The organism is Desulfosoma profundi (assembly GCF_055387865.1).
The window spans coordinates 2,049,269-2,063,183 of record NZ_AP042420.1 but is presented as its reverse complement, the minus strand read 5'-3'; the positions used below and the strand labels follow the sequence as shown (position 1 = coordinate 2,063,183).

Genomic DNA, 13,915 nt, shown 5'->3' with positions numbered 1-13,915 from the left:
ATGCGCAGAAGGACCGTGTCGAAGACGGTCTCAGAGGTAGCCGTAGCCGATAGGCGAGCTTTCTTGGCGTTGTTCAAAAACTGTATTGACGATCTGATCCAAAAGCCGCAAAGCACCGCGATAGCCGACATGGAGCACCCGCTGGGCTCCGAACCGGTCGTGAATGGGAAATCCAACGCGAATCAGGGGAGCTTTTAAGCGACGGGCCATGGGGTAGCCCTTGCTGTGGCCGATGAAGAGATCCGGTCTGATCCGCTCCGCATGCTCCTCGATGGTTCGAAAATCCACCTTCTCCAGCACCAGCGGAAGTTCCGGGAGCAAATCGCCCGCCACGGCTTCCACCGCCCTGTGGAATCGACCGCTCCCACCCCCGGACGCACACAGGACGGGCCGAATGCCCACTTCACACAAGAATCCGGTGATCCCCACCACAAGGTCCTCATCTCCATACACCACCGCGGTCAGGCCGAAGACGACTTTGTGGGCGTCCACGTAGGCATCCACTAATCTTCCTCGCTCTTCAAGATACCGATCCGGAACGGGGCGGTTGGAGATTTCGCTCAAGGTCTCGAAGAACCGGTCCGTTTCTCGAAGTCCCACCGGGATGCCCACACGATGGAGCGGAACTCCCCATTTCTTTTTCAGAAGGGCCCCCGCCGTGTGCTCTTCGGAAAGGGTTCTCCCACATTCTATGGTGGCCCTCGATCGGTGCATGGACTGGATGGCTGCAATGGGAGTGCCTCCACCGGGCACCAGAGGGTAGTCTTCCAAAGCCGGGCCGTCCAAAGTCTGCGAGATGTCAGGCAGCACGATGACCGGCACATGAAAAGACTCGAAGATGCCTTTGAGCTCCCGAAGATCTTCTGGCGACACCATACCCGGGAGCAGGTTTACGGCCCGGGGGAATGGCGTGGACGAAGTTTTTCCCGTCAAACCTTCCACCAAGGCTCGGACAGCGCCGTGGAATCCGTCCGCGTGGGTTCCAGAATAACTGGGTGTCGAGGCGGTCACCACTTCCGGTAAGGCCACGCCGGGATTGAGTTCCTGGAGCTCATGGAGAAATTCCCCCACGATCCCCGGAACATCATCTCCGATGGTCTCCGTGAGGCATGTGGTCGCAACGGCCACCAAGGACGGTTGGAACTTTTCGATGACGTTTTTGATGCCGAGCTTCAGGTTGGGTCCACCCCCGTACACCGCATCCTTCTCCCCCAAAGATGAGGAGGCGACATCCATGGGTTCTCGAAAGTGGCTGATGACATAACGACGCATGTACGTCGCGCATCCCTGGGAGCCATGGAGGAAGGGCACGGCGTTTTCCACACCTCGAAAAGCGAGAACCGCACCCAAAGGAGAGCAGAGTTTGCACGGATTGGTTGTGGACAGATAACTCATCGGGGTTCCCTCCGGAGGACAATCCATTGAAGCATCTGGGCCTGACATGGTCTGATCTCCTCTTGAGCAAGCTACGGACGGGGTCTGGACACGAATCGGCTCGTTCGTCCGCTCGCAGGGTCACGTCCCCCACGCCGACGCGGTTTGATGAAAGGGGAGCCTTCCAAGGCTGCAGGTTAGGTCTTTCGGTTCACCGAAAAGCGTATCAAAAGGTCACGGGTGCCACACCGAGAAGCGGTTTCACCTATGGGGCGTCCTCCAAAGGCAGCGGCAGGGCTGCCGTTCGGTTTCGCCAGGTTTTTCAAGATCAAACCAGAGCTTTAGATTTCTCCCCAAAAACTGTGCGGCTCCTACGGGGGACAAAGCGCCACACCGGGCTCATCACGGATCGATAGACCTCTTCAGCAAAGTGGAGCATGCCTTCGAAACCCTCGAGAGGAATCTTTCGCTCGTGGTTATGGTCGCAAAAACCCACCCCCAGCTTGTAGGCGATGGGGCGTTCCTTAACCCCACCCACGAAGATATCCACGTCTTTTTCCTTGATAAACGCGGAGAGCTCTAAAGGGTTCGAGTCATCGACAATGATGGTCCCGGGGTCGGTGATCTCGTGCAGCTCACGGTAGTCTTCTTCCGTTCCTGTCTGGGAACCCACCAGGACCACTTGCATACCCAAATGGCGAAAGGCCTTGACCAACGAAAAAGCCTTAAAGGCGCCTCCCACGTAAATGGCTGCTCGTTTGCCCTCAAGAGCCCCACGAAACCTCCTGAGCGCCGGAAGCAACCGTTCCAACTCGGAGCGCACCAAGGAGCGGGCGCGTTCCATGATCGCCGGGTCTTTATCTCGGAAAAATTCAGCCACCTGGTAAATCGCCTCGGCCATGTCTTCCACCCCGAAATAGGACACCCGAAGGTAAGGCGTGCCATACTCGTGTTCCATCATGCGAGCCAAATCCATGGTGGCCCCGGAACACTGGACCACGTTGAGACGTGCGCCATGGGCCCGGCGAATGTCCCCGACTCGTCCGTCTCCGGTGATGTTGGCTACCACCTGAATGCCCAAGGCTTCGAAATAGCGGCGAATAATCCAGATTTCACCGGCAAGGTTGAAATCCCCGAGCAGATTGATGCTGACGGGGCTGATCCCTGTGACGTCTCCCGTGCCGACAAGCTGGAAGAGGGCCTCACAGGCAGCTCGATACCCGGCCCGCTTGTTGCCTTTGAAACCTTCGGATTGAACGGGAATGACCGGTATCCCCGTAACGGCGCTGACCTGCTTGCACACCCGAGGCACATCATCACCAATGAGACCTACGATGCAGGTGGCGTAGACAAAAGCCGCTTCGGGTCGGTGCCTCTCGATGAGCTCGAGTAAGGCCTTTTTGAGTTTTTCCTCGGCGCCGAAAATGACGTCAGGCTCCTGAAGGTCCGTGGTGAAGCTCAACCGATGCAGTTCCGGACCCGATGACAAAGCGCCTCGGATGTCCCACGTGTAGGCCGCGCATCCCACAGGGCCGTGCACCAGATGCAGGGCATCCGCAATGGGGTAGAGGACCACCCGCGAACCGCAGAAGACGCAGGCACGCTGGCTGACGGCACCGGCCAAGCTCTCTTTGTTGCAGACCATCTGAAAGGGAGCTTCTCCCTTCCGATGGATCTGATGGATTCTTTCTTTGTAAAGAGCGGTTGTCATGGGAATCCCTTCAGCGTGTATGGAAAGGGCGTCGGACGGTGGCTACAAGACCAGCTCCAATTCTTCGTCGGAGGCGTCTCGATCGGCCCTGTCCAGCAGCGTATTGACAATTCGGCTCAAAAGGTGCAACCCGCCACGGTATCCCACTGTAGGGAAATCGGCATGGCCGACCCTGTCCAGGATGGGCCAACCAAAGCGGACCAAAGGCACATCTTCGGCCCGAGCGATGTACTTCCCGTAGGTGTTCCCGATGAGAAGGTCCACCGGTTCGTTTTTGATGATCTGATGCAAAAGGAAAAGGTCCGCACCGGCCCGCACCTCGGCTCCCGGGGCCGTCCTTTTCAGGAGTTTTCGAACACGCCCCTCAAAGCGTTTTCCAGGTGTCCCTGTGACCACCACCACGGGGATCATGCCGAGGTCCACGAGAAACTCTGTCAGCGCCACCAAGTGATCCGGATCGCCCCATAGGGCTACCCGCTTGCCATAGAGGTGGCTGTGCATGTCCGCCATCATGTCCACCAGCCGTCCTCGTTCCTCCAAAAGCCGGCTATCTGCAACGCCTTCGGCGTCCTCTAGGAGTGTCTGCACGAATCGGTCGGTAGCTCGAAGACCTATGGGAAGGTCGAGCACTCGACACGGGACGTCACAGTTTGTCTCTAGAAGCCTCCCGGCCGGCTCCGAGGCCCAACTCCCCAAAGCCACGGTCAAGCGAGCTTCACCCAAGCGGCTGAGTTCATCGACCGGCAGGCCGCCCGGGGGGTACATGCGGAAGGTGCCTGTGTGAGGGGCGTCCAAAACCCCGGATGTGTCCGGAAACAACCGCACCGAGATCCCCATGAGTTCAGCCACATGTTTCACCTCCCGCATGTCCGCCGGCTCCACGTACCCGGCGATCAGGTTGACCCGCTCTGATTTTGTCCCCGAAGGCACCGGGAAGGTCTCCACCATGGCTCGGACCATATTGGCGAATCCCGTCACGTGACTCCCGACATAGCTGGGCGTGTTGGCGTAGAAAACGTGCTTGCCTTCAGGAATGACGCCGTCGGCGGCGGCTTTCTTGAGAATGCTCGGGATGTCGTCGCCGATGGTTTCCGAAAGGCATGTGGTGTGGATCGCCACGACCTGGGGATCATAGACCTGAAAAATGGTATCCAAGGCCTGCCTTAGATTGGGCGCCCCGCCGAACACGGAAGCCCCCTCCGTAAAAGAACTGGTGGAGGCCATGACAGGCTCTCGGTAGTGACGGGTCAGATGACTTCGATGATAGGCACAACAGCCCTGGCTGCCGTGGCTGTGCGGAAGACAGCGGTGAATGCCCAATGCGGCGTACATGGCCCCTATGGGTTGACAGGTCTTGGCCGGGTTGATGCGTAAGGCCTTGCGATCGACAACGGCGGATGGAGTGTGACGGAGCATGACTAAAATCCTTTCTTCCGGTAAGGACGTGGGAAGGCGATCACGCCGAAAGGGAGGCCCTCAGCCGCGGTTCCAGCTCCCAGGGAGGGCGTGCCAGCTTCCAAACCGGGTTGTGAATCATGGCGTCCACGTCCCGAGCAAAGTTCACGGCGCCGCGAAAACCCGCATACGGTCCCCGATAGTCGTAGTTATGAAGCTGCTTGCAAGGAATCCCGAACTTTTCGATCACATACTTGTCTTTGATGCCCGAGCAGACCATGTCCGGCTGAACGCGTTTGATGAGCAGTTCCAGCTCCAAGTGACTCACATCGTCAATGACCAAGCTGCCTGATTCCATGTCAGGCAACATGCCCTCGTAATGCTCGATGAAACCCTTGCGGCGGAGCTCTTCGGCACGATCCGCCGAGAGGCGGGGGCGATATTTTTCCGGATGAGGGCCAATTTTGAGTTCTTCGATATTTCGGCTGTCTGCGTCCACCTTAAGCGTCGGCAATACATGACGGCCTTCATAATCGTCTCGATGCGCAAACTCGTAGCCCGCCGCAATGGTGCGCATCCCCAAATCCCGGAAGAGATCCTGGTAATGATGGGCACGAGACCCGCCGACGAACAGCACCACCGTCTTGCCTGCCAGGCGTTCCCGGTATGGGGCTAAGGCCCGTTCTGCCTGCTCGGTCTCTTCGGCGATCACCTCTTCCACCCTTTCGATCAAGAGAGGATCGTCGAAAGTCGCTGCAATCTTCCTTAGGCTCTTGGTCATGGCGCGAATCCCGATGAAATTGACCTTGACCCAGGGGATGCCATAGGCTTTTTCCATCATTTCCGCCATGTAGTTGATGGAGCGATGACACATGACCAGGTTCAGCTGCGCCGTGTGGGCCCGGCGTATGTCTTCAATGGAAGCATTCCCGCTGAAGACCGCCCAGACATGGATCCCGCACTTCTGGAAGACTCGATCGATCTCCCAAGCGTCTCCCCCGATGTTGTATTCGCCCAAGATGTTCACCGCGTAAGGATCTGACGGTTCCACATCGTCCTGTCCGACGGCTGCTTGGAAGAGCTTATTATTGGCGATATGATGGCCCGCCGACTGGCTCACCCCCTTGTACCCTTCGCAGTTGAACGCCATCACGGGCACGCCCAGTTCCTCTTCCATGTCGCGGGCCACCGCCTGAACATCATCGCCGATCAGCCCCACGGGACATGTCGCATGGACACTCACCGCCTTGGGGTGGAACAACTCCACCGCCTCTCGAATGGCCTCCCGCAGTTTTCTTTCACCGCCAAAGATGATGTCCTCCTCCTGCATGTCCGTGGAAAAGCAATAATGCGTGAAGTTGCTTCCATCGGCGCGGGGACGGAAAAGGTTTCGGCGGGTCAGCCACGAATAGTAGCCGCATCCAATGGGACCGTGCGTGATGTGCACCACGTCGCCAATGGGGCCGATCACCACCCCTTTGCACCCGGCGTAACAGCACCCTCTTTGGGTGATGATGCCCGGCACCGTCCGAACATTGGCTTCGATGGACGGTTTTTCATCCGGATCCCACACCAGAATGTGTCGTCGCCTTTTCTTGGCTACCTTAGCCGGATAACGCCGGACCAACTCGTCCACAAAAGTCTCAGGGTCCAAGGCCGGGGCCGTGGGAATTCGGCTCTTAGGCATGGTCCACTCCTTCTTCCCCCACCATCTCGTCGATGGCGTCTTCGTTGGTTTCTCCCGTTCGAATCCTGGTGATTTCCAGCACAGGCCCGATAAAGATCTTCCCGTCACCCGGGGTTCCCGTCTGATTGGTCTTGATGAGGACCCGGACGACGTCGGCAACCCTCTCGTCAGGTACCATCAGAGTGATCATCCGTTTGCCCATCAAACGCGGTCCATGCGACAAGGTGGCCAGGACGTCCGGCTGGACGTTGGGATCCCGGTTGATGGCTTGGAGCACCTCGTAGCTCACGGTTCTTTTACCCCTTCCGCTCACCCGCATGCCTGTGAATGCCGGGAACCCCGCCTGCACCAAAGCTGCCTTGGTGGCGTTGATCTTGTTCATCCGAATGATGGCGCACACTTCCTTCATGGGCTATCTCCTAAGACTCTCTGTGCCCCGTGCTGATGGTGTAGGCCTCTTCCACCGGGGTCACGAAGATTTTTCCGTCGCCGAAAGCTCCTTTTTCCCCCGTGCGTCCGTTCTCGAGAATGGTGCGCACGACGAACTCCTTGTCCGCATCGGGAACCACAATGAGCAGGAGGTCCTTGGGAAGCTCGTCGTAAACCACGCTTCCCAGTTTGAGGCCCCGTTGTTTCCCACGGCCCGCCACCTCCATGCGTGTCACCGCGGGGTATCCCGCCTCTAAGAGCGCTTGCATGACTTCCGCCGTTCTCTCTGGTCGGATAATGGCTCGAATCATGACCAACATGGGAATCCTCCTCGTGTCTTGAGCCCACGAAACCTAGTTCATAATGCCGTATTCCATAAGCAGGCTTTCCAACTGGTCTGTCGTGAGCGGTTTGGGGATGACGAACATGTCGTTGGCGTCTATGTTTCTCGCCAGGTTTCGATAATGCTCTGCTTGGTCGCAGTCCGGTGCAAAATCGATCACCGTCTTGCGGTTGATCTCCGCACGCTGCACCATGTTGTCCCGAGGAAGAAAGTAGATCATCTGCGTCCCGAGGCGCTTTGCGAACTCCCGGATCATGGCTTCTTCGTTGTCCACCTTGCGGCTATTGCAGATGAGCCCGCCAACCCGAACGCCGCCGCTTTCCGCAAACTTGCGCACCCCCTTACAGATATTGTTGGCCGCATACATGGCCATCATTTCCCCGGAACACACGATATAGATTTCCTGGGCTTTCCCTTCGCGGATGGGCATGGCAAACCCGCCGCACACCACATCGCCCAACACATCGTAGAAGACGTAGTCGAGCTCCTGGTCATCGGCGTAGGCGCCGAGTTGTTCCAACATGTTGATCGAGGTGATGATGCCACGGCCGGCGCATCCGACGCCCGGTTCCGGCCCCCCGGATTCCACGCACAACGTCCCGCCGAACCCCGCTTTGCGGATGTCGTCGAGGTCCACGTCTTCACCCTCTTCACGCAGCGTGTCCAACACGCTGCGCTGTGCCAGGCCGCCCAAAAGCAGTCTCGTGGAATCCGCCTTGGGATCACACCCTACGACCATGACCCTCTTGCCCATTTCGGCCAGGCCGGCCACCGTGTTCTGCGTTGTGGTGGACTTGCCGATACCTCCCTTGCCGTAGATGGCGATTTTTCTCATGAGATCTCCTCCTTCAATGCCGTGGTTGTCCTTCCTTGGGTTGCGGCTAGGGCAATGAGCATGCCAGGCAAGGCCACAAAGCAGACAAAGTCCAAAGAACTCTCTGATTTTAATATCTTATCTCCCCAAGTCCGTGACAACCTTCCGTGACCTCCAAGACCCCTGAGACGGAGGGACAGACAAATGTGTGAGAAGCTGTCGACAAAAGTGTGCATCGGGCACAAGGGACACGTGGATCCCCAAGAAGGGATGGAGGCTTGGCAAGCCGAGTCTAACGGAACGAACCTCACCGGGCATTGCGGCTGCCGGAAAGGAAGTCCTTGGGAGAAGTCGATTGCCTCTCATGCAAAGGAGCCAGTCCCATCCCGGACCCGCCTCACACCGTTTCGTTGGACAACACGCAGGCAGTGCGCCGTGGTCGATCCGAGGAGTGAATCTCGACGGCCTGGCCCTGGGACTTCCCAAAAGGCTCCATCGAAGTGGTCGCTCCATTGCCTGGCGAGAGGTGGAGCCTGGACTTTCGCTCACGGAGGAGAAGAGACTTGATGGGATGGGCATGAAATTGGGGTGAGGAATCCCCACAAGGATGAACGCCACAGGATCCTATCCGTTGCCATGAAAGGCGGCGGACGGCTTGAGATCCGCAGGCTGAGGGATCCCATGGCTTCAGAAAACACGGGTAGGGAACTACAGATTCTAGGCTTTCCGAGGCAGTCTCACTGGACCCTTAAGAAGTCAAGGCGCGACAAGCGGTCTTTTTCCCTTTGACCAGCGGCTCCAGCCCGTATTTGCGGACGCGGTAGCTCAACTGCCGAAGGGTCAAACCCAAGTCACCGGCGGCACGCGACAAAACCCAACCGCACCTTTCCAATGCGGCGAGAATTTCCTCTCGTTCCAAAGCCTGCAGACGACTCAAATTCCCCTGGGAGAATTCGCGGCCTGGAATCTCTTCTGCAATGAACGACGGGATCTGTTCGGCGGAAACCAAAGGCCCGTCGGACAATATGACCAGCCTTTCGATCACATTTTCCAGCTCGCGCACGTTCCCCGGCCACGAATACCGACTGAGGACGCCCAGGGCTTCCGGAGTGAAATGCAGGTTCTTTCCATATTCCGCACACGCCCGCCGTAAAAAGTAATCCGCCAAGAGCGGGATGTCTTCCGTGCGTTCGCGAAGAGACGGCACCCGAAGCGGAAAAACGTTCAGCCGGTAGAAGAGGTCCCCCCGAAAGGCGCCCGCCTCCACGGCAGCTTCCAGGTCCTTGTTGGTCGCCGCAACGATGCGCACATCGACCTTTTTTGTCTGCGTTCCACCCAGTCGTTCAAACTCCTTTTCATGCAAAAAGCGCAAGAGCTTTGCCTGTAGACCTTGGGAGAGCTCCCCGATTTCGTCCAGGAAGAGAGTCCCTCCGTCGGCAGTTTCGACCCGTCCGGGTTTCGAGGCGGTCGCGCCCGTGAACGCCCCTTTTTCGTGACCGAAAAGCTCGGACTCCAGCAGGTTGTCAGGCAGGGCGGCACAGTTGACCTTGACGAACGGATGACGAGCGCGAGGGCTTAGCTCGTGAAGAATGCGGGCCACCAAGGTCTTCCCCGTGCCCGATTCCCCCAAGAGCAGAACCGACGCTTTGCTGGCGGCCACCTTATGGATCAACCCCTGCAACTCGACCATGGGAGGACTTCGGCCGATCATAAAAAAGTCCTTGTACTTCTCGGACACCTCCACACGCAACGCGAGGTTCTCCCGCCGCAGGTCGCGTTCCCTTTCGGCCACTTGGATATTGAGGTCGAAAAACTGAGCGATGATGGCCGCCACGATGCTCAAAAACCGAATATCTTCCTGAAACGTCACCTCCTGGCCGAAAAGACGATCCACGCTCAGAACCCCTACAGTCTGGCCGTGCAAAATAATGGGCACCCCGATGAAGGCGATCTGGGTCTTGTCGATGGAACGAGAACCCGTCTTGTTGAGGAAAAGAGGCTCGCGACTGATATCGGGCACCACGAAGGGCTTCGCGCTGCGAAAGATGAGCCCTGTGACCCCTTCATCAGGATGGTAGATCCCTCGGCTGATCTCCTCATCTCGCAGTCCGTGCGCTGCACGGATTTTGAGGAGTCCTGTGCCCGGGTCCCGGAGCACCACCGTGGCCCGATCCATGGCAAGAGATCGTGATAAGACCTCCAGGATCGTCTGGAGCGCCTGTTCCAAATGGAGCGCCTGACCCACCACCTGGCTGATCTCATAAAGGACTTTCAGTTCCAGTTCTTCAATGACACAGTCCTTCACCCGCCTGTCATCCCTGCTTTCCGGTAAAAAACAATGCACCGCCCTTCGAGATCTGTGGCGCGGATCCACGGGTTTTCACCTCACAGGCTTCCCGCAAATTTCCTGGGAAGCATCGCCCCGTCGTAAGAGCAAAGGGCATGCCCGGCCATGTCTCTTTACACATATCTCTTTGAAACTCCTTGTTTTATCGTCGGATTCCAAAGGCCATTATCCGAGATTCGGAGGAACTCTGGAGCACAATGGAGGGACGGGAGTGTGCCGTTTCTCGAATCGCCAAGTGGAGTCGGCATGCTAACCTATTGACATATCAAATCATATGGGAGGGTGCGTTTTCGTATCGGTCACATTCTCAAGGTGGAATCCGTGACGGTCCCGCCACCATTCGGCTCTCGGGCCCGGCGGTCCCCATTTCCCGAACTGCCGAATCACGCGAAAAACGAAAGCCGTCATTCCTTGCGGATGACGGCTTCCCGGGCTCTCCTGGTGCCGAAGGCCTGATTCTGATCGCGCTTTGAATTTGCTGCAGTTACCAAAGCTCTTGCCAAGCCGTTTCTCCTACAATATCAAGCCCGTGTTCCTGAGATGAACATGGCAACACGAAAAACTTTGTTGGTCGTCGTGATCTGGCTTTGGCACGGTCTTCTTCGCTTTGCACAAAGCGGCGTTTGATCTCCCAGAACGCTCGCACGAATTTTCCTAACGTAGAGGCAGAAAATATCACATCAGTACCCAATACGGCTTCCGCCTCCAGGGATCGTTAACGAATCGATCACCGAACTAGACCCCACCAACCGCCAGTTCGATGGCCTGATGATGCATACGCCCTACAGGCCCCTTCCGTCACCCACATGCCTACCCCTGTTTGCCGATTCTGAACCGATGTCATCCGCTCCTTTCTCAGAACTGTCCTACATTTCATAAGAGGTAAGTGTCTCAACTAGATTGGCACAGAGGGTCACGCTGAGCCAAGACATTTCCGGGATGCTCCGTCGCAAAGGGAAGGAACCCTCGCATCCAGCGAACCAAGTGCGGCTGGTACTTGCGCGGTGCCAGTTGCCGTTTTCGAAGAAACTCGGCATAACCGCCAAGTTTTCGCTTAAGGCCTTTCTCGGCACGATTCATAAGTGCCTCATGACTATACACAATCTTTATAATACCCTACCAACCGCCTTATGGGAGCTGACAACCTGTGCTGGTCAGGTGATCTTTCCTTGTAATGTCCTTGACTTGACTAGATCTGCGGTAGCATGCTAACGGTAACCAAATGGTTGACTTAACCAGGACCCGTCCCGGATAAACGGAGAGTGTGTAAAATAAAGAGTTGAGTATAAGGAGAACAACAAAATGATTCAAATACTTGTTGTCCTTGTTTGTGTGATTGCCCTCATTGTTGAGTTCTTCTCTGTACTATGGGGTTGGATAATCTTGGCGTTACCTGCAGCCTTCATTATAATTACCCTTTTTGGCGTAAAACAAAAGAGATGGCAATATATTCCTGAACTGTCTGAAACGGCAAATCAAATGCTGCAGAAGTTCGGCCATTACTATGCAAACCCATTTGCAGGCAGGGATTTTAGTGCTTCCGCTAGCACTATAATGTTCGCTGGGGTTGCCATTGCAATAATTGGTGTATTTAAGGGAAGTTGGTGGGGAATAGGTATCGGCATAATAAATTGGTTTTTGATGGGTTTTGTTTCTAGGGCGTTCAATCAAACAAATTTTCTGGTAGATCCCCTTGAACAAACGGCCCATGAAGAGATCATTGAATGGATAACAGAGAAACAGAAATCGAAGATACGCAATACCTAACAATCGCATCAACTTGGACTGGCAATTCCGTTGCGCTCCGTTGCCAGCCGGTTATGCGGCACGTTAGACGGATGAAGCAGACGGTATCTGGATCAACACACCCATCAACGAGGTGACAAAGTGATCGGCGCAAGCTTCGATAGCACAAAGACTCCTCTCCAAGACCTGCTCGCCCAGATCAACGAGGGCAAACTCCAGCTCCCTGACTTTCAGCGCGGTTGGGTGTGGGACGACGAGCGGATCCGGAGCCTCATCGCTAGCGTCTCGGTCTCATTCCCGATCGGGGCCGTGATGCTCCTCCAGACGGGTGGCGCGCACGTCCGCTTCAAGCCGCGTCCGCTTACGGGTACGCACTCGCGCCTGCGCGAGGTCGCCCCCGAAATGCTGATCCTCGACGGCCAGCAGCGCCTCACCTCCCTCTACCAGGCGCTGCTCGGCAAAGACGCCGTTGAGACCAAAGACCAGAAGGGCAAGCCCGTCCGGCGTTGGTACTACTTTGACATGAAGAAGGCCGTCGCGGAGGACGACGACCGCGAGGACGCCGTGCTGAGCGTCCCTGAGGATCGGCTGGTCAAAACCTTCGGTGGGGAAATCGCGCTCGACCTCAGTTCGCCCGAGCGCGAATACGCCCAGGACCTCTTCCCTGCGAACCAGGTCTTCAACAGCGCCGACTGGCGCCGAATGTACAACAAGCATTGGAAGTACGCGCCGGAGAAGATCCAGCTCTACGACGCCTTCGAGCGGGAGGTTATCAAGCGCTTTGAACAGTACCAGGTGCCGGTGATCGAGCTGAAGAAGGAGACGCCCAAGGAAGCAGTTTGCCTTGTCTTCGAGCGCGTCAATACGGGCGGCGTGGCGCTCAACGTTTTTGAGCTGCTTACGGCATCCTTCGCGGCCGACAACTTCCAGCTCCGCGACGACTGGAACGCCCGCGAGCACGACTTGAAGAGCAACCACCCAGTCCTGCGCAACCTCCAGAACGACGACTTCCTTCAAGCGATCTCGCTGCTGGTCACCCAGGCAAGGCGGCGCGCTGCACTGGCCGCCAGCACCAAGGCCGACAGCGTGCCCGGCATCTCCTGCAAACGCAAGGACATCCTGAAGCTTGAGGTCGCCGACTGGCAGCGCTGGGCGGAGCGCGTCGAAGAAGGGTTCATCCTTGCCGCGCGCTTCCTGCACGGCCAGAAGATATTCAAGGCGCAGGACCTGCCCTACCGCACCCAGCTCGTGCCGCTCGCCGCGATTCTCGTTGACCTCGGCAAGGACGCTGAGAGCGAGGCAGCCCGCCGGAAGATCGCTCGCTGGTACTGGTGCGGCGTCCTCGGCGAGCTTTACGGCGGCACTCTCGAGACCCGCTTCGCCCGTGACCTGCCGGAGGTCGTGGCGTGGGTGAAGGACGATGGACCGGAGCCGACCACGGTTCAGGAGTCCAGCTTCCAGGCGGGGCGCCTGCTCACGCTGCGCACCCGCAACAGCGCCGCCTACAAGGGTCTCTACGCGCTCCTTATGCGCGACGGCGCACGCGACTTCCGCACGGGCGAGCCAATCGAGGCGCAAACCTTTTTCGACGACAAGGTGGACATCCACCATATCTTCCCGGAGAAGTGGTGCAAGGCGGCCGGGATCAAGGCAGCCATCTACAACAGCATCGTTAACAAGACCTGGCTCGCAGCCCGCACCAACCGCCAGATCGGTGGCCGTGCGCCGTCGGAGTACCTGCCCGCGGTCGAAAAGGCCGCTGGCATTGACGCCGCGCGCCTAGACGAGATCTTGCGCTCCCACGCGATCGAGTCTGCGCACCTGCGGGCCGACGACTTCTGGGCCTTTTTTGCCGCCCGTGCCGAGGCGCTGCTCCAGCGCATCGAGACGGCCACCGCGAAGACGATTCCACGCGACCCGGCGCTCTTTCGGCCCGGCGCCGAGGTTGAGTCTTACGACGAAGGTCCCGAGGACTGGGAGGACCGCGAAGCCATCGAGGAGTCGGCGATATGATCATCGCACGGAAACGACCGTCAAACAACCGGGTTGCAGCGGACGGCGCTGCGCGC

10 protein-coding genes are annotated in these 13,915 nt (G+C 57.6%); 2 read left to right on the top strand and 8 right to left on the bottom strand.

What is annotated here, in order from left to right; all coding sequences use genetic code 11:
• Positions 1–30: 30 nt before the first annotated feature.
• From ACZ5K9_RS08885 to ACZ5K9_RS08850, 8 genes are all read right to left on the bottom strand, one after another.
• Positions 31–1,395: a nitrogenase component 1 gene (locus ACZ5K9_RS08885; RefSeq protein ID WP_464270979.1), complete on the bottom strand. Its 1,365-nt coding sequence runs from the start codon at positions 1,393–1,395 to the stop codon at positions 31–33.
• 307 nt (positions 1,396–1,702) lie between these two features.
• Positions 1,703–3,085: a nitrogenase iron-molybdenum cofactor biosynthesis protein NifE gene (gene nifE / locus ACZ5K9_RS08880; protein ID WP_464270978.1), complete on the bottom strand. Its 1,383-nt coding sequence runs from the start codon at positions 3,083–3,085 to the stop codon at positions 1,703–1,705.
• Between the two features lie 42 nt (positions 3,086–3,127).
• Positions 3,128–4,501, bottom strand: coding sequence for a nitrogenase molybdenum-iron protein subunit beta (gene nifK, locus ACZ5K9_RS08875; RefSeq protein WP_464270977.1), 1,374 nt, complete (start codon positions 4,499–4,501; stop codon positions 3,128–3,130).
• Between the two features lie 40 nt (positions 4,502–4,541).
• Positions 4,542–6,167, bottom strand: a complete 1,626-nt coding sequence (nifD, locus tag ACZ5K9_RS08870; protein ID WP_464270976.1) for a nitrogenase molybdenum-iron protein alpha chain — start codon at positions 6,165–6,167, stop codon at positions 4,542–4,544.
• Entirely contained in the window at positions 6,160–6,576 is a 417-nt protein-coding gene (locus tag ACZ5K9_RS08865; RefSeq protein WP_464270975.1) for a P-II family nitrogen regulator, read from the bottom strand. Before ACZ5K9_RS08865 ends, nifD begins: the two co-directional genes overlap by 8 nt.
• A 10-nt stretch (positions 6,577–6,586) precedes the next feature.
• Positions 6,587–6,913 (bottom strand): P-II family nitrogen regulator, encoded by a 327-nt coding sequence (locus tag ACZ5K9_RS08860; RefSeq protein WP_464273951.1) that lies wholly within the window; start codon positions 6,911–6,913, stop codon positions 6,587–6,589.
• 36 nt (positions 6,914–6,949) lie between these two features.
• The gene (gene nifH, locus ACZ5K9_RS08855) at positions 6,950–7,774 is read right to left on the bottom strand and encodes a nitrogenase iron protein (protein WP_464270974.1); all 825 of its coding nucleotides are present in this window, start codon (positions 7,772–7,774) and stop codon (positions 6,950–6,952) included.
• Between the two features lie 727 nt (positions 7,775–8,501).
• A complete protein-coding gene (locus tag ACZ5K9_RS08850) occupies positions 8,502–10,058 on the bottom strand; it encodes a sigma 54-interacting transcriptional regulator (RefSeq protein ID WP_464270973.1) in 1,557 nt (518 codons plus the stop codon).
• A 1,344-nt stretch (positions 10,059–11,402) separates the two neighbouring features.
• On the opposite strand from ACZ5K9_RS08850, the gene ACZ5K9_RS08845 reads away from it, so the two are divergent.
• Both ACZ5K9_RS08845 and ACZ5K9_RS08840 read left to right on the top strand, forming a co-directional pair.
• Positions 11,403–11,867, top strand: a complete 465-nt coding sequence (locus tag ACZ5K9_RS08845) for a hypothetical protein (protein ID WP_464270972.1) — start codon at positions 11,403–11,405, stop codon at positions 11,865–11,867.
• Between the two features lie 120 nt (positions 11,868–11,987).
• A complete protein-coding gene (locus ACZ5K9_RS08840) occupies positions 11,988–13,859 on the top strand; it encodes a GmrSD restriction endonuclease domain-containing protein (protein WP_464270971.1) in 1,872 nt (623 codons plus the stop codon).
• Positions 13,860–13,915 lie beyond the last annotated feature (56 nt).